The sequence below is a fragment of the Variovorax sp. 01N429 genome (assembly GCF_056399425.1).
Genome location: NZ_JBFTRG010000012.1, coordinates 83250 through 103527 on the forward strand (window position 1 = coordinate 83250; position 20278 = coordinate 103527).

Below are 20278 nucleotides of genomic sequence, written 5' to 3' on the forward strand. Positions count from 1 at the left end.
TATGGAGTCCCGGCTGAAAATTAGCGCTTTGTGATTACCTTTGGCTTTGATACATCTTCCGCCGAAAAGACGTAACGGTTGAAACAAGCAAGACCCCGAAGGGCAACGGACATTTCATACGCGGAGTCGCAGTCCATGGAACAACAGCCTCTTTCCCCCACATCGCCCGAGGCGGTGTCGCTCTCGCTGATCGACCTGTTCGTCCGCCCATCCGGCAACGCGCCCCAGACTCGTCAAAGCAGCAACTCCGCGCTGCCTGCGATCCTCACCGCGCAACTGGCCGAGCGGCTCCAGGCATCCCGATTTCTCCCGGACACGCTTTTTGCGGCAGCCTGGTGCCTCCTGCAGTCACGCTGGCTGGGAAACCCGGCAGTGGAGCTTCGCGAAGCCGTGGTCGACGCATCGTCGCCTGCCCGCGTCGTCGCTGCCGTGATCCATTGCGACGGCGATGCGACCGTGGGCCAATGGCTTTCGGATGCCGATCAGGCTCGTCGCAGCGCGGCCACGGTTCCGGCGACCGACGCGCCGCCCTTTGCCCTGTGGCTTCGCGACGGAGCGCCCGATGTCGGCAGTGACGGTCCGATGCTTCAACTGGGGACGGCTTTCCCGCCTGGGCAAAGAGCCATGCTCCATATGACGATCGCTGCCGCGGTCCTCGAGAGCGCAGTCGCCGAAAGCCTGCTGGCCGCGCTCACGGACACTGCATGGGATCTGCTGGAGCGGCCGACGGCCACCCTGCGCGAAATCCGCACGCTGCCGGCATCCGACCGGCAGCGGCAATTGGAAGTGTGGAACACCCCGGCTTCCGACTACGACCCGGCGCTCACCGTCCACGCCGCGTTCGAACGCCAGGTCGCGGCGCAAGGCGACGCCATCGCCTTGGTTGGCGAGGACGGGCCCGTGACCTATCGCGCGCTGTCCGATCGGGCTGGACGCATGGCGCGCAGGCTGCAGGCGCGCGGCGTTCGCGCCGGAGATACCGTGGGCGTGATGCTCGACCGTTCGAGCGCAGCGGTGGTCGTTCTGCTCGGCATCCTGAAGGCCGGCGCGGGCTATGTTCCCGTGCAGCCGGACTTTCCGGCCGAACGCATCGCCTTCATGCTGTCGCATTCCGATGTCGGGTTGGTTGTGACCCAGTCCGCGCACCGTCAACTCGTCCCCACTGGCCGGGCGCTACTGTCGATCGATGAGCCTGCCGACGACGCCTCGCTGCCGCCGCTCGCGCCCGCGCCGGCAAGCGGCGAATCGGTGGCTTATGTGATGTACACATCGGGCTCGACCGGCACGCCCAAGGGCATCGAGATCTGCCACCGATCGATTCTTCGTCTCGTGGTCGGTGCCCGCTATGTCGAACTCCCGCCCGGCGAAGCCATGCTGCACGCGGCGCCGCTTGGTTTCGATGCATCCACGCTCGAGATCTGGGGCCCGCTACTGAACGGCGGCATCTGCGTAGTCCACGACGAACAGGTGCCGACCGGCGCCGGACTGGCGCGCACCATCGCACGGCATTCGGTCAGGACCGCCTGGCTCACGGCTGCGCTCTTCAATGCGGTGGTCGACGACGATCCCGCACAGCTGGCCGGCCTGCGTCAACTGCTCACCGGCGGCGAGGCTCTGTCGGTTTCGCATGTGCGGCGCGCAATGGCCGCCCTGCCCGGCCTCATGCTGATCAACGGCTACGGTCCGACTGAATGCACGACCTTCGCGGCCACGCACCACATTCCGCGCGACCTGCCGGCCGACGCGCGCTCGGTGCCGATCGGACGGCCCATCAACGACACGACCCTCCGCGTCCTGGGCCCGACGATGGCGATGCTGCCCGCCGGCCTCGTCGGCGAGCTCTGCATCGGCGGACGCGGCCTGGCGCGCGGCTACCTGCGGCGCCCCGACCTGACGGCAGAGCGCTTCGTCCCCGACCCGTTCGGCGGGGCTGACGACCGGCTCTATCGCACCGGGGACCAGGCACGCTGGCTGCCCGACGGCACCATCGAGTACATCGGCCGCATCGACGGGCAGGTCAAGATCCGGGGCCATCGGATCGAGACTGGCGAAATCGAGGTGGCGCTGCTCACGCACCCGGGCGTCAAGTCCTGCGCAGTCATCGCGCGCGCAGATGCGGCCGGCCGGCTTCGCTTGGTAGCCTACCTGGTAGCCCGTGGTGCCGAGGTGCCGTGGACGACCCTGCGCCAACACCTCGCCGAGCGCCTGCCCGAAGCGATGCTGCCCGCGGCGCAGGTCTGGCTCGAACAACTGCCGGTCACGACCAACGGCAAGCTCGATCGCCGCGCGCTTCCTGAGCCGCCGAGGCAACGACCCGACCTCGCGCAAACCTTCGAAGAGCCCCGTGACGATGTCGAGCGCAAGGTATGCGCAGCGTTCGCACGCGCCCTCGGCATCGACCAGGTGGGTCGCAACGACAACTTCTTCGATCTCGGTGGCGATTCGCTGCTGGTGCTGAAAGTGCTGAAGGATCTGCAGCGCGGCAGCGATCGTCGCCTGTCGACCAACCTGTTCTTCCGCCAGCCCACGCCCGCGGCCCTGGCCATCGGCATGCAGGACAGCGCGCCCGCCACGCCGCAACGCGAGGCCGGCAGGCCCGCGCCGCAAGTGACGCAGGGCATGGAGCCGGTGGCACTCATCGCCATGGCAGGCCGCTTCCCGGGCGCCGCGGACGTCGAGCAGTTCTGGGACAACCTCATGGCGGGTCGCGAATCGATCACCTTCTTCGACGACGCGACGCTGGACGCCGGCGTCAGCGCCGCCTTGCGGGCCGACCCCTCCTACGTGCGCGCACGCGGCGTGATCGACGACATCGAGCAGTTCGACGCAGCCTTCTTCGGCATCAACCCGAAGGAGGCGGAGCTGATGGACCCGCAGCACCGCGTGTTTCTCGAGATCTGCTGGGAATGCCTCGAACGCGGCGGCTATGTGCCCGACCAGGCGCCCGGCCCGGTGGGCGTGTTCGGCGGCATGTCCAACGCGACTTACTTCCAGCGCCACGTGTCCGCGCACCCGGACCTGATCGACATGGTGGGCGAATTCCAGGTGATGCTCGGCAACGAGAAGGACTACATCACCACCCGCGTGGCGAACCGTCTCAGCCTGACCGGCCCGGCCGTCAGCGTGCACACCGCCTGCTCGACTTCGCTGGTGGCCGTGGCGCAGGCCTTCCATGCGCTGCGCACCGGCCAGTGCCGCATGGCGCTCGCGGGCGGCGCGTCGATCACCTGCCCGCCGCGCAGCGGCTATCTCTACAACGAAGGCTCGATGCTGTCGCCCGACGGCCATACGCGCAGCTTCGACGCGAAGGCGAAGGGCACGGTCTTCAGCGACGGCGCAACGGTCGTGCTGCTCAAGCGGCTGTCCGACGCGATCGCCGATGGCGACACCATCTATGCCGTGCTGCGCGGCGCGGCGGTCAACAACGACGGCGGCGCCAAGGCCAGCTTCACCGCGCCAAGTGTCGACGGGCAGGCCGCTGTCATAGAGGCCGCGCTGGCATGCTCGGGCGTCGAGGCCCGCAGCGTTTCCTATGTCGAAACGCATGGCACCGCCACGCCGATGGGCGACCCGATCGAGGTCGAAGGCCTCACCCACGCCTATGCGGCGCACACCGCGGACACCGGCTTCTGCACCATCGGCTCTCTGAAGAGCAACGTCGGCCACATGGTCACGGCCGCCGGGGCGGCCGGCCTGATCAAGGCCGCACTCGCAATGCATGCCGAAGCGATTCCCGCAAGCCTGCACTACGAGTCGCCGAACCCGGCCATTGATTTCGACGCCTCGCCCTTCCGGGTGAACAACCAGTTGCGCGCCTGGCCGCGCGAGGCCACGCCCCGCCGCGCGGGCGTCAGCAGCTTCGGCGTCGGTGGCACGAACGCGCACGTGATCATCGAGGAGGCGCCGCTGAGAGCGCCCTCCGATCCCGCAACCGGCCCGCAACTGCTGACCCTTTCCGCCCGCTCACCAGCGGCGCTCGCCGCCGCGGCAGCGCGACTGGCCGATCACCTCGACACGCATCGCGATGTCGCGCTGGCCGATGTGGCGCACACCCTGCGCGTCGGCCGCAAGCAGTTTGCGCATCGCGCCTGCGTGGTCGCCGAAACTTTCGATGAGGCGGTCACGGCATTGCGTACCGGCGACTCTGCGGCTCGCGCTGGCGGCTCGGTCAATGCCTGGGTGCCGCAACCGGTATTCATGTTCCCGGGTCAGGGCGCGCAGTACGCGGGCATGGGCCGCGCACTCTATGCTGGCGATGCTGTCTTCCGCGCCGCCGTCGACGAGTGCCTGCGAGCCTTCGATGGCGTCCTGGGCTTCGATCTTCGCGAACGCATGTTCTCGGACGATGCGACGGCACTCACCCCGACATCGGTCACCCAACCTGCCACTTTCGCGCTCGAATACGCGTTGGCGCGCCAGCTCATGGCACTGGGCGTGACGCCGGGCGCCATGATCGGCCACAGCGTGGGCGAATTCGCCGCCGCCGTGCTGGCCGGCGTGATGCGCCTCGACGACGCCGCGCGGCTCGTGGCACAGCGCGGCGCGCTGATGCAGGCGCTGCCCGCCGGCACGATGCTGTCGGTGCGCCTCTCGGCCGCCGAGCTGCTGCCGCTCTTGCCCGAAGGCATCTCGCTGGCCGCCGACAACGGCCCGGCCGTCTGCGTGGCCGCAGGTCCGAGCGATGCGATCGAGAACCTGCGCATGGTGCTGGAGGGCAAGGGCATCGTCGCGAAGACGCTCCAGACCTCGCACGCCTTCCACTCCGCCATGATGGAAGCGGCCGTCGCGCCCTTCGAAGCGCTGGTGCGCGAGACACCGCTGTCGGCGCCGAAATTGCCGATCTATTCGACGCTCACCGGCCGCCTGTTGACGGACGAGGAAGCCACGGACCCGCACTACTGGGCGCGGCACCTGCGTGAAACCGTGCGCTTTTCGCCCGCGGTTCGCGAAGTGCTCGGCCAGCTCGCACATCCGCTCTTCATCGAGATCGGCCCCCGCAATACCCTGGCCACGCTGGTGCGCCAGCACGCAACCAAGGCCGTACTCGCACCCGCCGCGTCGCTGCTGCCGGACCCGGCGCAGGGCGAGTGCGCCGCATGGCGACTCGCCGCCGGCCGCCTCTGGTCGCAAGGCGTCGAGATCGATCTCGGCGCCCTCGATCCGCGCGCACGCAAGCATCGTGTGCGGCTGCCCACCTATCCCTTCGAGCGCAGGCGTTTCTGGGTCGAGATGGCGACGGCGCCTGCCGACGTTCCGGCCGCTGCCGCTGCGCCCGGGTTCGACGTTTCCGCTTTTTCCGACCATTCCGCCCTTTCCGTCCCACTTTCCACATCGATCCCGGAGTTGACAATGACTGTCGCTGCTGTCGCCTCTTCCGCGCCCCCTGCGCGCCGTGCATCCCTCGTCACGCGCCTGCGCGAATTGTTCGAGAACCTCTCGGGCGTCGATATGACGGACGTCGAGGGCGCAGCACCCTTCGTCGAGATCGGACTCGACTCCCTCACGCTCACGCAGGCCGCGTTGCAGGTCAAGAAGACCTTCAAGGTCAACCTCACCTTCAGGCAGCTGATGGAAAGCTATCGCAGCTTCGATGCGCTGGCGGAGTTCCTGGACGCGACGTTGCCCCCCGAGCCGGCAAAGGTCGCGGTCGCGGCGCCGGTGCCGGCAACCGCTGCGATTGCCGCGCCCCAACCGGTGGCACCGGTGGCCATGCCCGCCACGGCGGCGATCCAGCCGATGGCCGGTCTCGGCGCCGGCAACGGCTCCCTGATGCAGCAAGTCATCGCGCAACAGATGCTATTGATGCAACAGCAACTCGCATTGCTGTCGGCGGCGCCGACGGTTCCGGTCAGCCCCGTGCTGCCGGCACCGGCGACGGAGCAACCCACGCCCATGGCCACCGCCGCGGCCACGGCGTCCACTTCCCCCACGCCGGCTGCTGCCGAGGAGCCCGCCGCGCCTCTGCAGAAGTACGACGTCAAGAAAGCCTTCGGCGCCATCGCGCGCATCCACACGCAGAGCAAGGAACCGACCGAGCGGCAGAAGGCCCGCCTGGCGGCTTTCATGCGGCGTTATGTGGAGCGCACGCGCGGCAGCAAGGCCTTCACCGATCGCAACCGTTCGCACATGGCCGATCCGCGCGTGGTCAACGGCTTCCGCCCCGCGACCAAGGAGATCACCTACCAGATCGTCGTCGAGCGCTCCAAAGGCTCGCGGCTCTGGGACATCGACGGCAACGAGTACGTGGACACGCTGAACGGCTTCGGCATGAACCTGTTCGGATGGACACCGGACTTCATCAACGACGCGGTGCGCAAGCAGCTTGACCTGGGCTACGAGATCGGCCCGCAGCATCCGCTCGCGGCCGACGTGACCAGGCTCCTGTGCGACCTGACCGGCTTCGACCGCGCGGGTCTGTGCAACACGGGCTCGGAGGCCGTGATGGCCGCGCTGCGCATCGCGCGCACGGTCACCGGCCGCAGCACCGTGGTGCTGTTCACCGGTTCCTACCATGGCACGTTCGACGAAGTGCTGGTGCGCGCGGGGCGCAATGCCAAGGGCATGTCGGCGGCGCCCGGCGTGCTGCAGGGCATGTTCGGAGATGTCAGGGTGCTGGACTACGGCACGCCGGAAGCGCTGGAGTTCATCCGCGCCAATGCCGATGACCTGGCCGCCGTGCTGGTCGAACCGGTGCAAAGCCGCCGGCCCGACTTCCAGCCGCGCGAATTCCTGCGCGAGGTGCGGGCCATCACCGAGAAGTCCGAAACCTGCCTGATCTTCGACGAAGTCATCACCGGCTTCCGTTGCGACCTGGGCGGTGCGCAGGCGGTGTTCGGCATCCGCGCCGACCTCGCCTGCTACGGCAAGGTGCTCGGCGGCGGCTTCCCGGTCGGCGTGATCGCCGGCAAGCGCACCTACATGGACGCGCTCGACGGCGGCCCGTGGCAGTACGGGGACGATTCGGTGCCCACCGTGGGCGTGACCTACTTCGCCGGCACCTTCGTGCGGCACCCGCTGGCGCTCGCCGCGTCCAAGGCCGCCCTCGAACACCTGAAGCAGGACAACAACAAGCTGCAGACCCAGTTGAACCTGCACACCGCGGCCATGGCCGACGAGTTGTCGGCTTTCTGCCGCGAGGTCGGCGCGCCGCTCGAGATCCGCTACTTCTCGTCGCTATGGCGCGTGAGCTGGCTCGAAGACCATCCCCTGCAGGATCTGTTGTTCGCGATGATGCGCAGCCGCGGCGTGCACATCCTCGACAACTTCCCCTGCTTCATGACGACCGCGCATTCGCAACAGGACATCGCGACCATCAAGTCCGCCTTCAAGGAATCGGTGGCCGAGATGCAGGAGGCCGAACTGCTGCCGCGACGCGCGGTGGTCCAGGCGGCATTCGACCCGTCGCATCCGCCAGTTCCGAACGCGCGCCTGGGCCGTGACAAGGACGGCCAGCCCGCGTGGTTCGTGCCCGACCCCAACGCACAAGGCAAATTCACGAAGTTCCAAGCATGACCGAAGCTGTCCTGACCCCACCCTCTGCCCCGGCCGCGGAGGACTTCGACCCCTTCGCGTCAGGGATGATCGAGCGCATTGTTCCAACGACCGAAGCACAGCGAGAGGTCTGGCTGGGCGACCAGCTGAGTCCCGACGCATCGTTGGCCTACAACGAGGCGCTCCGGATGCAGCTCAAGGGCGAACTGGACGCTCAGGCGCTGTCCGCAGCGCTCGACCGGCTGGTTGCCCGACACGAGTCTCTGCGCTCCACCATCTCACCCGATGGCACGCAGCTTCTGATTGGCGAAGCCAAGCCGGTCGACCTGTCCGAACACGACCTGTGCGGGCTCGACCCCGCTGCGCAGAAGCACCGGTTGGAGGATGAGGGCCTCGCCGCCGTACTGCAGCCCTTCGAACTGGAGAAGGGACCGCTCTTCAGGGCCTCGCTCTTCCAACTGTCTGCCGTCGAGCACGTGCTGATCATGACGGCCCACCACGCCGTCTGCGACGGCTGGTCCTGGGGCGTCATCAGTCAGGATCTCGGGCTGCTCTATGCGGAGCAGATCGGCGCCGGTCCGTCGCTCGAAGCACCGGCGCGGTATTCGGATTACGCCGCATGGGAAGCGCAGGAAGCCGCCAGCCCGGAGATGCAGGGCCATGTCGACTATTGGCTGTCGCGCTTCACGGGCGGCAGCCTGCCGGTGCTCGAACTGCCGCTGGACCATCCACGACCCGCGGTACGCACCTTCAATTCCCGCCGCGTCGACCATGTGTTGCACCAGGACCTGATCGACTCGCTGCGCAAGGTCGGCGCCGCGTCGGGCGCCAGCCTGTTCGCGACGATGTTCAGCGCCTTCGCCGCGACCCTGCACCGGCTCACGGCGCAAGACGATCTGGTGATCGGCATCGCCGCAGCCGGCCAGATGCCGAGCGACATGCCGACGCTGGTCGGCCATTGCGTCAACACGCTGCCGATCCGCGTCGCCATCGAGCCGCAGATGTCCTTCGACGCGTTTGCACGCTCTTCGGGCGCAACGCTGCTGGATGCTTTCGAGCATCAGACACTGACCTACGGCGCCCTGCTGCGAAAGCTGCCGGTGCCTCGCGATCCGAGCCGCCTTCCGCTGGTGAACGTGCTGTTCAACCTGGACAGCGGAGCGCTGGTCACGGGCAACTTCCCGGAGATCGAATCGGAGCAGACTTCGATCGCTCGCCGATACGAGAACTTCGAGCTTTTCGTCAACGTGGCACCGATCCGGCAGGGCATGCAGATCGAGGCGCAGTACAACGCCGATCTGTATGACGACGCCACGATCAGACGTTGGCTCGGCATGTACGAATGCCTTCTTCGCGCGGCTGCGTCAGATCCGTTGCAGCCGATCGGGCGTCTCAACGTGGCGTCCGATGCGGAGACGCAGGCGCTCGTCGCGCTTCAGCCGCAGGAAACGCCTTTGGCGGGCGCGCAGTTGATGCACGCGGCCTTGGTCGAACGCGCCGCAACGAGCCCCGAACGCACCGCCCTGCGCGACGGCGAGCGCCGCTGGAGCTACCGAGAACTCGACGAACAATCGAATCGCCTTGCGCACGCCCTGCGCGAACGCGGCATGGGACGAGGCGAGCGCGTCGGCCTGTGCCTGGATCGCAACGCCGACATGATGGTCGCGCTGCTGGCCGTGCTGAAGACCGGCGCTGCTTATGTACCGCTGGACCCGGCCTTTCCGCAAGCGCGCCTCGACTACTACGCCGAAGACGCCAAGCTGGGTCTGCTGCTCACGGCCTCGACCGTCCCCGCCGCACCCGCGAACTGGCGCCCCGACGCTGCAACGCGCATCTTCTCGATCGACAGGGACACCGCGTGGCGCGACAAGGCGGCGACTGCGCTGGTTCCCTCGCCGCAGGACGCGCAGCCGGCGGACGCGGCCTACGTCATCTACACCTCCGGGTCCACAGGCAAGCCCAAGGGCGTTTGCGTGCCCCATGGCGCAGTCGCGAACTTCCTGCAGAGCATGCGCGAAGCACCCGGCATCACAGCCGACGATCGCCTCGCGGCGGTGACCACCTTGTCGTTCGACATTGCCGTGCTCGAACTGATGTTGCCGCTGACCGTCGGCGCCGAAGTGATCCTGGTCTCGCGCGACACGACGATGGACGGAAACGCGCTGCGCACGCTCATCGAGGAAAGCGGCGCGACCATGATGCAGGCGACGCCGGGTGGCTGGCGTCTGCTGCTCGATGCGCAATGGCCCGGCACATCGCGATTCAAGGCGCTGGTCGGCGGCGAAGGCCTGCCCTCGGACCTTGCGCAGTTGCTGCTGCAGCGCTGCGGCGAGGTCTGGAACATGTATGGACCGACGGAAACGACGATCTGGTCGACGCTCTGGCGCGTCGAGCCGGCTCGCGTCGCGCAGCGCGGCGTTTCGATCGGCAAGCCAATTGCCAACACGACCGTGTGGATCCTCGACGCGCAGGGGCAGCGCTGCCCCATCGGCGTACCTGGCGAAATCGTGATCGGCGGCATCGGCGTGACGCTCGGCTATCTCGACAGGCCCGAACTCACGGCCGACCGCTTCATTCCCGATCCGTGGGGCGCGGCAGGCTCGCGTCTCTATCGCACGGGCGACCGCGGCCGCTGGGGCAACGACGGCTTGCTTGAACACATGGGCCGTTTCGACTTCCAGGTCAAGGTGCGCGGCTATCGCATCGAACTCGGGGAAATCGAAGCCGCATGCAACGAAGTTCCAGGCATCGGCAACAGCGTCGTCATCACGCGCGAGGACCAGCCAGGCGATGTGCGTCTGGTGGCTTATGTGAGCCCATCGCCGAACGCGAAGATCGACTTGGCGGAACTCGATCGCCGCCTGCGCGAACGCCTGCCGCAGTACATGCTGCCGCAGCACGTGGTGACGCTGGACGCCATCCCCTTCCTGCCCAACGGCAAGGTCGACCGCAAGGCGCTGCCCAAGCCCAGCGCCACGCGAGATCAGGCGGCCGAGCGGGTCGCACCGCGCAATGAGCGCGAGCGGATCGTGCTCGAGCACATGGAACGCGTGCTCAATCTGCCGGGCCTCGGGATCCGTGACGACTTCTTCGCGCTCGGCGGCCATTCGTTGCTCGCCGCGCGGCTCGCGACGCTGCTGAGCCGCGAGTTCGACGTCACTGTGCCGCTGCGCGTACTTTTCGAAGCGCCCACGGTGGAGCGGCTCGCCGCGTCGATCGACACCCTTGGCCAGAGCGGTGCTCCCCGCGGTGAAGCTATCCGGGTCGTGCCGGGCCGGCGCAGCGCCCCGCTCACGCCAATGCAGGAACGCATCCGCTTCCTCGAAGAGCTGCATCCAGGTCGCTCGACGTACAACGCCCCATCCGCGCACCGGCTTGGCGGCGTCATGGACGTCGACAAATTCAAGGCTGCGCTCGGCATCATCATTGAGCGGCAACCTGCGCTGCGCACGTCCATGGGCGCTGATCCGGCCACGGGCGAGCCGCAGGCCGTGGTTGCCGACATGGTGGCTTACGAGCTACCGGTCGTCGATCTCGGCGCACTGCCTGACGACCAGCGCGAGACAGCCCTGAAAGAACGCATGCGCGAACTGGCGGATCGGCCGATCGACATCCACAAGGCCCCGCTGTTCAATGCGACGCTGTTCCGGATGGCTGCCGACGATCATGTGTTCGTTTTCGTGCCGCACCACCTGATCTGGGACGGCTGGTCCTTCGACATCCTGCAGCAGGAACTCTCGACCATCTATGGCGCGCTGGTTCGCGGCGAGCCGCACGGCCTGCCGCCTCTCGCGGCGACCCACGGCGACTATGCCGAGTGGTATGCGCGCTGGCTCCAATCTCCCGCCTGCCAGACGCAGTTGCACTACTGGAAGAACCGCTTCGCGAGCGCCCCCGCATCGAAGGCGCCGCGCACGGACATGCCGCGCCGGGCCGGCATGAGCGGCCGAGGCGGCTCGCACTGGATCACCGTCGACAAGGACCTCACCGAGCGCCTGCGCCAGGTGGGCCAGCGCCATGAGATGACGCTCAACATGCTGACCCTGGGCGTCTACATCCTGATGATGAGCAACGTCATCGGAACGCCGTCGATCGTCATTGCGACACCGGTTCGCGGGCGCGAGGCGCCGGAACTGGAGCCGGTTGTGGGCTTCTTCAACAATCTGCTGCCGATGCCCTTCCAGGTGGACGCGTCGCTGCGCTTCGGCGAATTCATGCACTACGTGAAGCAGGAACTGATCTCGGTGATGGACCACCAGCAGATTCCTTTCGAACGGCTGGTCAGCGAACCCGAGTTCGCCGAGCGTGCGCAAGGCGTGGGTCTGTACCAGGCGCTGTTCTCGTTCCAGGACGCGCGCGAGCGGGCGCCGGATCTCGGCGGCCTCTCGGACCGACAGGTTCATCTGGTCCAGCAAGGGGCGACGGACGACCTGGGCCTGTGGCTCATGGACAAGTCGAGCGTGCTGGAAGGCGCTGTCGTCTACAACGCCGACGTCTACAAGGATGAAACGGGCGCGGCCTTCAGGGAGCGCTACATCGAGTTGCTGCGCCGCGTCGTCGACGAGGCCGATCCGACGCTCGAAGCCATCCTCGCGCCCGCGGGATCGGCCAGCGCCGCATACCTCCAGCGCCTGTCCGCTTCAGAGCCGACCGCGCTCACCGCCAGCCCCGCGGCCGTGCCGACCGCCCCGCCGCGCGCCAACCAGCGCGAAGCGTTGCTGCAGCCCGAGCAGGCTCGCCTGGCGCAGATCTGGGCCAGCGCGCTGAGCATCGACGTCAACGACATCCATGCCGACGAGAATTTCTTCGACCTGGGCGGAGATTCGCTGCTCGCGATGCGGGTGCTCCAGCAAGCGGAGCAGGTCATGGGCTTCCGGGTCGAGGCCCGCCGCTACGTGTACGAGACGCTGGCGCAGCTCTCATCGGCTTCGGCAGGCGTCGCCATCGATGTACAAGCCGCGGAGCAGCCGGCCAGGGAGACGGCCAAACGCGGCGGTCTGCTGGGCCGCGTGTTCTCAGGCTGGAAGAAATGAAGGGGTTGAGAGGAAACCGCCGTGTCGATCGCACCGATCCCGTGGCCCGGACCCTGCCTGCTATGGCAGGTTGACCTCGAGGCCGCACCCACGGCTGCCAACTGCCTGTCGGAGGCGGAGCAAGCACGCGCGGCCCGCTTCGTGTTTGCGCGCGACGGGCAACGCTACGTCGCCGCGCATGCGGCCTTACGGCAGATTCTGTCGACAGAGACGAGCATCGCGCCCGAGCGACTGGAATTCACCGAAGGCGAATTCGGCAAGCCGGCATTGGTCGGCCAGTCGGAGGTTCGCTTCAATCTCAGCCACAGCCATTCGATCGGCCTGATCGCGGTCAGCCGCGGCGCCGAAGTGGGGGTCGACGTGGAGCTGGCCCGCACGGTGTCGGATGCAATGGCGCTGGCCGCAACCTGTTTCACGCCCGGCGAGATCCGCATGCTGCAGGCGACGCCCGCAGCCGCGCGCGATCGCGCCTTCCTTGTCGGCTGGACGCGCAAGGAAGCGGCCATCAAGGCGCTCGGCCTTGGAATGTCGGCGGATTTGCAAGCGCTCGAAGTTGGCCTGGAGTGCACCGAACGCGAGGTAAAGTGTCGCCTGGGTTCACACATGCGTGCCTTGCAAGTCTTTTCCATTTCTCTCGGCGAGGGCCTCGTGGGTGCGCTAGCACTCGACTCTGTCCACGCGGGAGGACATCTGGCAGCGGCATCGACGTCGCTGATCGACATATTGTGATGGTCCCGTTCTATTTCGGTCCGGCGGACCGCCAGTTGTTCGCCGTCTATCACCCCCCGCAGCGCAAAGCCGACGGCCATCCGGCGGTACTGATGTGCAGCCCCTTCGGCCACGAGGCCATCCGCGTCCATCGACTCTTTCGCGTCATTGCCGATCGTCTGGCCCGCGGCGGCGTCGCCGTCCTACGCTTCGACTTCTTCGGCACCAGCGAATCAGGGGGTGAAGACGAGGCGGGCGAAATGAAAGGCTGGCAACTGGATCTCTTGCGCGCTCATGAGGAGCTCCTTCGGCGCTCCCAATCGCCAAGGCTGAGTTGGCTGGCAGCGCGGCTGGGGGCCACGCTCGCTCTCCAGGCCGCACGCCATGCGCAGGGGCTTCAGCAGCTTGCGCTTTGGGAGCCCATCCTCGATGGGCCCGCCTACATCGAAGAACTGCTCGAGGCACAGATCAAGATGCTCGAAGTGGGCTACTACGCCAAGGACCGCTCCTGGTACAAGCAACGCCAGGCTGACGGCAGCCCGGCGCTCACAGAGGCACTCGGGCACCGCATCAGCGGCCAGCTCGCGAGCCAGTTGGAGGCGCTGCGGCCGGATACGCTGAGCGCCCCGGCGGCAGTGGCGACCTCCGTCTTCTCCAAGGCAGGGGACGAAACTGTGCGAAATTGGTGTGAGCGCGAAAATTTGAACAATCGCAAGGTCGTGCACGAAACGCTCGAACATCCGATCATCTGGACTTCGGACCCATTGCCCAACCAGGCCATCGTTCCCGCTGAAGTTACCAAGCGCCTTATCGGACTTATTCGATGAACAGCTATCACGAAGAACCCGTTCAGTTCGGCCAGGAGTCGGGCTTGCTGGGCGTGATCACGCGGCCGACCGGCCACATCTCCGATGCCTTGGCGTGCGTGATGTTCAACTTCGGGGTCACTCACCGCGTCGGCCCCCGCCGCATTCAGGTCAAGATGGCCCGGCGACTCGCTCAGGAAGGCTTCGCGACACTGAGATTCGATCTCTCGGGAATCGGCGACAGCCATGGCACGGATGCTTCGCTGCGGTTCGAGGAACAGGCGACCAACGATCTTCGCGCGGCCCTCAATGAAATCGAAAAGCACCTCGGCATCCGCCAGTTCGTCATCTTCGGCCTGTGTTCCGGCGTCGCCCCGGGGCTCCGGATGGCACTGGAGGATCCGAGGGTCATCGGACTGCTCAGCTTCGACGGCTATGCCTTTACCAGCCATGCCGCGAACATCGAGCGCCGCGTGCGCCGCTTCCTGCGCTTCCCCAAGGCTCAGATCAGCCACTGGATCGACCGCCTGCTAGGTCGTGACCTGCCCGAAGGCGACTTGCTCAAGACCGGCGAGAGGACGAAGGTCGTGACGCCCGCCGATTTCGCGCGCGAGATGGACACGCTGGTCAAGCGCGGCGTCTCCATCTACCTGATCTATTCCGGAACGCTGCAGCAGCGCGACCGCAACCACGACCAGCTGTACCCGCTGCGCGGCGCGCCTTTCCTTCAGAAGGTGCGCTACGAATTCATGCCCAAGGTGGACCACTCCTTCACCGACGTGGCAGGGCAGCAGTTCTTCATCGACGCCGCCTGCCGGTGGGTGGAAGACATCGAGGCAAAGCGCGCGAGCGTGCCGGCGACCAGCGTGCCACCTGCGAACGGGCAAGCCTCAGACCGCAAGGCGTCGACGCTCGCCGTCGCCTGACAGGACGCGCAGCGCGCCCGGCGCCCGCACGTCAGGCGCGAGCGGAGCTCTCGCGCGCGCCGGCGCCGTCGCCCGGATGTTGTGCCTCCGAGGGCAGTTCCTGCAGCGGTCCGCTGCCGCTGTAGCGGTCCAGCGCGAGATAGATGGCCGGCGTGATGTAGAGCGTGATCACCTGCGAAAAGATCAGGCCGCCCACCACAGCCACGCCGAGCGGCTGACGCAGTTCGGCGCCGGCACCCAGCCCGAGGGCGAGCGGCAGTGCACCCATCATTGCCGCGAGCGTCGTCATCAAGATCGGCCGGAAGCGCAGCCGGCAGGCTTCGCGAATGGCGTCGACCGGCTTCATGCCTTCGGTCCGCTGGGCCTCCAGCGCAAAGTCGATCATCATGATCGCGTTCTTCTTGACGATCCCGATGAGCAGCAGGATACCGATGGTCGCGATCAGCGTCAGGTCGAAGCCGAAGAGCTTCAGCGAGAGCAGCGCACCCACTGCTGCCGAGGGCAGCCCAGCCAGGATGGTGAGCGGATGGATGTAGCTTTCATAGAGCACGCCGAGCAGCACATAGATCACGAGCACCGCCAGGATCAGCAACACCGCCTGACTCGATTGCGAGCTCTGGAATACCGCCGCATCCCCACCGTAGCTGGTGATGATCGACGGCGGCATCTTCAACTCTTCCTTGAACCGGTCGATCTTGGCCGTGGCGTCACCGAGCGGAACATCGGGTGCGAGGTTGAAGGACACCGTGACGGCCTGCAGCTGGCCCTGGTGATTGATCGAGGTGGGCCCGACCGTGCGCCGGACCGTCGAAAACGCTGACAACGGGACCAGCTGCCCCGCCTTGTTGCGCACCGACAGGCGCGACATGTCTTCCTCAAACTGCCGGTCGCCGTCCGACGCTGAAAGGATGACCTGGTAAGTGTTGCTTGCGCCATAGATGCTGCCGATCTGGCGGTCGCCATAGGCGTTGTAGAGCGCAGTGCGCAGGTCACCCACGGCAACGCCGAGCACCCCGGCCTTGTCGCGATCGATGTCCAGCGTCGCCTGGAGGCCGCGGTTTTGCGAGTCGCTCGTCACGTCGCGGAAAGCCGGATCGGCGCGCATGCGCTCCATCAGCTTGTCGGACCACACACCCATGGTGCCGGCGTTCACGCTTTGCAGCGTGTATTGGAAACGCGCCTTGCTTTGCCGCCCGCCGAGGCGCAGGTTCTGGATCGGCTGCATGTAGACGGCAATGCCCGGGATCTCGCGGAAGCGCTTGCGCAGGGCTTCCAGCACCTGCGGCATGGCCGCGCGATCCTTGCGCGGCTTGAGCACGACGAACAGGCGCCCGGAATTCTGCGTGGCCGTCGGGCCGCCGACACCGATGAAGGAGTTGACGTAGTCGACGTTCGGGTCGGCCATGATCGCGTCGGACACACGGCCCTGCAGAGCCTTCATCGCAGGAAACGAAATGTCCTCGGCGGCTTCGGTGGTGACCTGGATCTGCCCGATGTCTTCCTCCGGGAAGAAGCCTTTCGGAATGGTGATGAACATCCAGGCAGTGAGCGCGAAAGTCGACGCGGCGACGATCAGCATCACCGGGCGGTGGCGCAGCGTCCAATCGAGCGTGCGCATGTAGTTGGCATGCACCCAGCGGTAGCCGCGTTCGAAGGCACGGCCGATGGCAGTGCCGGGTTCGGGATGCTCTTCTTCGTGATCGAGCGCGCCGCCTTCTCGCGGCGTGTGCTTGAGCAGACGGCTCGCGAGCATCGGCACCAGCGTGAGCGACACGATCGCCGAGACCATCACCGCCAGCCCCACCACCACCGCGAATTCATGGAACAGCAGTCCGATCACGCCGGGCATGAAGAAGACGGGAATGAAAACCGCCACCAGCGATATCGAGATCGAGATGATGGTGAACCCCACCTCGCGCGCACCGCGCAATGCGGCGGCGAAGGGCTCCATTCCTTTTTCGACGTACCGCATGATGTTTTCAAGAACGACGATCGCGTCGTCCACCACCAGCCCGACGGCCAGTGTGATGCCGAGCAGCGACACATTGTCCAGGCTGTAGCCGAAGGCATAGAGCAACGCGACCGCGCCGATCAGCGAGATCGGAATCGTGAGCGCCGGAATCAGCGTGGCGACCAAGCGGTGCAGGAACAGAAAGATCACCAGCACCACCAGCAGGATGGTGCCCAGAAGCGTGAGCTGCACATCGTGGACTGCTTCGCGGATCGAAAGCGACCGGTCGTTGAGCACGCTGATTTCGACCGACTGCGGCAGCTCTCCCCTGAAGCGCGGCATAAGCGCCCGAACCGCATCGACGACTTGGACCGTGTTGGCGTTGGGCTGGCGCTGCACGGCGAGCGAAATCGAACTCTGCCCGTTGTAGGCGCTTGCCGTCTTCACCGATTCGAAGCTGTCTTCGATCGTCGCCACCTCGTCAAGCCGCACGGGTGCGCCGTTGCGCTGGCCGACGATCACCTTGGCGAAATCGGCCGCCCTGAGCATCTGTTCGTTCGCCTGGATAGTGAGCGTCTGGCGCGGCCCGTCGAGCACGCCCACCGGTGTGTTGGCATTCGCCAGCCGGACCGCATTGGCAAGCTCGTCCAGCGTGATGTTGCGGGCATTGAGAAGATCGGCGTCGGCCTTGATGCGCACCGCAAAGCGCTTCTGCCCATAGACGGCCACCTGCGCGACGCCGTCGATGGTCGAGAGCGTGGGCGAAACCAGGTTTTCGGCGTAATCGTTCAGCTCGGACGGCGTCATCGAGTCCGACGTCATCGCAATGAAGAGCACCGGCGCATCGGCCGGATTGACCTTGCGATACGACGGCATCTGGGTGAGTTCGGGCGGCAGCAGGCGCTGCGCGCGCAGCAGGGCAGCCTGCACGTCGACCGCGGCCGCGTCGATGTCGCGCGAGCTCACGAACTCCAGCGTGACCGATGTGCTGCCCTGGGTGTTGACGGAGCTGATCGTCTGGAGGCCCGGGATCGTCGAGAACTGCTTTTCAAGCGGCAGCGCCACCGACGACGCCATCGTCTCGGGACTGGCCCCGGGAAGTTGCGCCGAAACGTTGATGACTGGCGTGTTGTAGCTCGGCAGTGCCGCGACCGGGATCTGGAAATAGGCAAAGATGCCGACCACCACCACCGCGGCAGAGAGCAGCACCGTCATCGCAGGACGACGGATGCACAGCTCGGAGATGTTCATGTCCGCTCCCGTTCCGCGACGAGACTGGCGTTGGTCGGCCCGACCGATGCCGCGCTTCCGGGCCCGGGCGTTTCGCCCTCAGGGCGCTGCGGCGGGTTTGCCGCCTCGACCCGCACCTTGCCGCCGGGACGCACGTTCTGCTTGCCCTCGATGACGACTTGCTCGCCGGGTTCGATCCCTCGCACCACGACCTGCGTGCCGAAGGTGTGGAGCGACTCGACCTTGCGGCGCGTCGCTTTCTTTTCGGCGTCCACCACATACACCGAGGTGCCTTCCGCCAGCATCATCAGCGCCGAAGCCGGCAGCACGGTCGCGTCTTCGATCGTGCGGACCGTCACGCGCGTTTCGACGAATTGACCCGGCCAAAGGCTCTGGTCGGCGTTGTCGAACACAGCCTTGGCGCGCACCGTGCCGATCAGCGGATCCACGGTGTTGTCGACGAAGCTGAGCGAGCCCTTCAGCGTTTCCTTGCGACCCGGCACGACGGCTTCAACTGCCGTGTGCGCTCTGGCCGCCGCGAGCAGGTCCTGAAGCTTGCCCTCTGGAACCGGAAAACTCACCGCGATGGGATCGAGCTGCGTGATGGTGACCAGAGACAGCGTTGGCTGGACCAGCGTGCCCGGATAGATATTGACCGCGCCGATGCGCCCAGCGATGGGCGCACGCAGAGTGGCATAGCCCAGTGCGACATCGGCCGCCTGCACCGCTGCGCGATCGGCTGCCACAGCGGCGCGCTGCGCCTGGAGTTGCGACAGCGTGGCGTCCGCGGCGCTCTTCGCAATGAAATTTTGCGCGACGAGATCCTGGCTGCGCTTGTACTGCCGCTCCAGATCCGCCAGCATCGCCTCGTCCCTCTGTTGCTGAGCCTTCGCCTTGGCGAGGTTGGCCTGGTCCGGCCGGTCATCAAGCGTGAAAAGCAACTGCCCGGCCTTCACGAACTGGCCTTCCTTGATATGCACCTGTCGAACCGTGTTGGTCACTTGGGGCCGCAGATCGACGCTGTTGAGAGAAACCACGTTGCCGTTGACCTGGACCGTGACGGGCACGGTTTGCCGCTTGGCTATTGCCAATGACACCAGTGCCGGGGCCGCTGTGGCGGGCGCGCCGGGGCTTCCCTTGCCAGCCTTGACGCTGCTGGACTCCGCGCCGTTGACCTCCGCGCCGACGCGCGATTTGGCGCCGGACCACCACCACGTACCGGTGGCGGCGGCGACGATCAACACACCCGACAGGGTGACGACGAGATTCTTCTTCATGAGTGCGGTATCTTGGATCGAAGGTGGGGCGCAGGATATGGGAGTCGTACTACTACAGACTACTTTTGCGGGCTACTTTTCTGCGGCGCGCCTATTGGAGCAGTGCGCAACCGAAAGCGCCCCGAAGTGCCGTAAAGATAAGTAAAGGGTTCATGCAAGATGGCACACCCGCGACAGACTCGTTGCGCGACAAGCGGCCGCTAAAATCGCCGCTTCCCAGCCTCTGGATGAACCCCATGAATCGCTGCAAGAACTCCCTGAGCGCTCTTGTTTTGGTAGCACTGAGCGCCGTCATTGCTCCTGCCGCCGCCCTGTTCTCGCCTCACGCCGCGGCGCAGGTCGCAGACATCCCCAACTCCCAGAACGAAGCCGCCAACGGGGGGCGCAATTTCCCCGTCGGAACGCTGCGCGGCAAGTTCATGGTGGTGAACCCCCCTGAGATCGTGCTCGACGGCCAGTCCGAGCGCCTTTCGCCAGGCGCGCGCATTCTGGGTGCGAATCGGATGCTCGTCATGCCGGCGGCCATCACGGGGCAGAACCTGCTGGTCAACTACACCCGCGACGCGGCCGGCCTGGTGCGAGAAGTCTGGATCCTGACGCCCGACGAGGCCCAGGCCAAGCGTGCATCGGCCGAAAAGCCGCTGCTGAATTTCTGGCCCTTCGTGGCCAACAGCGGTCCGCGCGACGACGGCAAGACGCCGTTCGACCAGCTTCCCAAATACGGAGAGTGACTGGCTCGCCCCCAGGCTTGCTCACTTCGTGTAGCCGCCTACCCCCTGCCGGGGGCGACACCGGCGGCCTGGCGGAGCCAGTTCCGCGGTGTCCCACGCCACGGCCGCGCTAACCCAATGACATT

Annotated in this window: 8 protein-coding genes; 6 read left to right on the plus strand and 2 right to left on the minus strand. The window is 66.5% G+C overall.

Annotated features, from left to right (window positions below; all coding sequences use genetic code 11):
- Positions 1-135: 135 nt before the first annotated feature.
- From AC1DSF_RS21010 to AC1DSF_RS21030, 5 genes are read left to right on the plus strand one after another with little or no spacing between them, the layout of a single operon-like run.
- The gene (locus AC1DSF_RS21010; RefSeq protein ID WP_478183382.1) at positions 136-7512 is read left to right on the plus strand and encodes an amino acid adenylation domain-containing protein; all 7377 of its coding nucleotides are present in this window, start codon (positions 136-138) and stop codon (positions 7510-7512) included.
- The gene (locus AC1DSF_RS21015) at positions 7509-12524 is read left to right on the plus strand and encodes an amino acid adenylation domain-containing protein (protein ID WP_478183383.1); all 5016 of its coding nucleotides are present in this window, start codon (positions 7509-7511) and stop codon (positions 12522-12524) included. Before AC1DSF_RS21010 ends, AC1DSF_RS21015 begins: the two co-directional genes overlap by 4 nt.
- A 21-nt stretch (positions 12525-12545) precedes the next feature.
- Complete coding sequence (locus AC1DSF_RS21020; RefSeq protein ID WP_478183384.1) at positions 12546-13253, plus strand: 4'-phosphopantetheinyl transferase family protein; 708 nt, start codon at positions 12546-12548, stop codon at positions 13251-13253.
- Positions 13253-14059 carry an alpha/beta hydrolase family protein gene (locus AC1DSF_RS21025; protein ID WP_478183385.1) on the plus strand — a complete coding sequence of 269 codons (807 nt, stop codon included), beginning with the start codon at positions 13253-13255 and terminating at the stop codon, positions 14057-14059. Before AC1DSF_RS21020 ends, AC1DSF_RS21025 begins: the two co-directional genes overlap by 1 nt.
- A complete protein-coding gene (locus AC1DSF_RS21030) occupies positions 14056-14964 on the plus strand; it encodes an alpha/beta fold hydrolase (protein ID WP_478126035.1) in 909 nt (302 codons plus the stop codon). Before AC1DSF_RS21025 ends, AC1DSF_RS21030 begins: the two co-directional genes overlap by 4 nt.
- 31 nt (positions 14965-14995) lie before the next feature.
- Here AC1DSF_RS21030 and AC1DSF_RS21035 read toward each other — a convergent pair whose 3' ends face one another.
- Both AC1DSF_RS21035 and AC1DSF_RS21040 read right to left on the minus strand, forming a co-directional pair.
- On the minus strand, positions 14996-18166 hold the full coding sequence (locus AC1DSF_RS21035; protein WP_478126034.1) for an efflux RND transporter permease subunit: 3171 nt from the start codon (positions 18164-18166) through the stop codon (positions 14996-14998).
- Positions 18163-19422 carry an efflux RND transporter periplasmic adaptor subunit gene (locus AC1DSF_RS21040; protein WP_478126033.1) on the minus strand — a complete coding sequence of 420 codons (1260 nt, stop codon included), beginning with the start codon at positions 19420-19422 and terminating at the stop codon, positions 18163-18165. Before AC1DSF_RS21040 ends, AC1DSF_RS21035 begins: the two co-directional genes overlap by 4 nt.
- 236 nt (positions 19423-19658) lie before the next feature.
- Between AC1DSF_RS21040 and AC1DSF_RS21045 the strand changes: the two genes are divergently transcribed.
- Positions 19659-20153, plus strand: coding sequence for a hypothetical protein (locus AC1DSF_RS21045; protein WP_478126032.1), 495 nt, complete (start codon positions 19659-19661; stop codon positions 20151-20153).
- Positions 20154-20278 lie beyond the last annotated feature (125 nt).

Excerpts from the sequence above, each read along its gene's own strand:
- AC1DSF_RS21010 (WP_478183382.1), top strand. The coding sequence starts at position 136 with ATGGAACAACAGCCTCTTTCCCCCACATCGCCCGAGGCGGTGTCGCTC.
- AC1DSF_RS21015 (WP_478183383.1), top strand. The coding sequence starts at position 7,509 with ATGACCGAAGCTGTCCTGACCCCACCCTCTGCCCCGGCCGCGGAGGAC.
- AC1DSF_RS21025 (WP_478183385.1), top strand. The coding sequence starts at position 13,253 with ATGGTCCCGTTCTATTTCGGTCCGGCGGACCGCCAGTTGTTCGCCGTC.
- AC1DSF_RS21030 (WP_478126035.1), top strand. The coding sequence starts at position 14,056 with ATGAACAGCTATCACGAAGAACCCGTTCAGTTCGGCCAGGAGTCGGGC.
- AC1DSF_RS21035 (WP_478126034.1), bottom strand. The coding sequence starts at position 18,166 with ATGAACATCTCCGAGCTGTGCATCCGTCGTCCTGCGATGACGGTGCTG.
- AC1DSF_RS21040 (WP_478126033.1), bottom strand. The coding sequence starts at position 19,422 with ATGAAGAAGAATCTCGTCGTCACCCTGTCGGGTGTGTTGATCGTCGCC.
- AC1DSF_RS21045 (WP_478126032.1), top strand. The coding sequence starts at position 19,659 with ATGAATCGCTGCAAGAACTCCCTGAGCGCTCTTGTTTTGGTAGCACTG.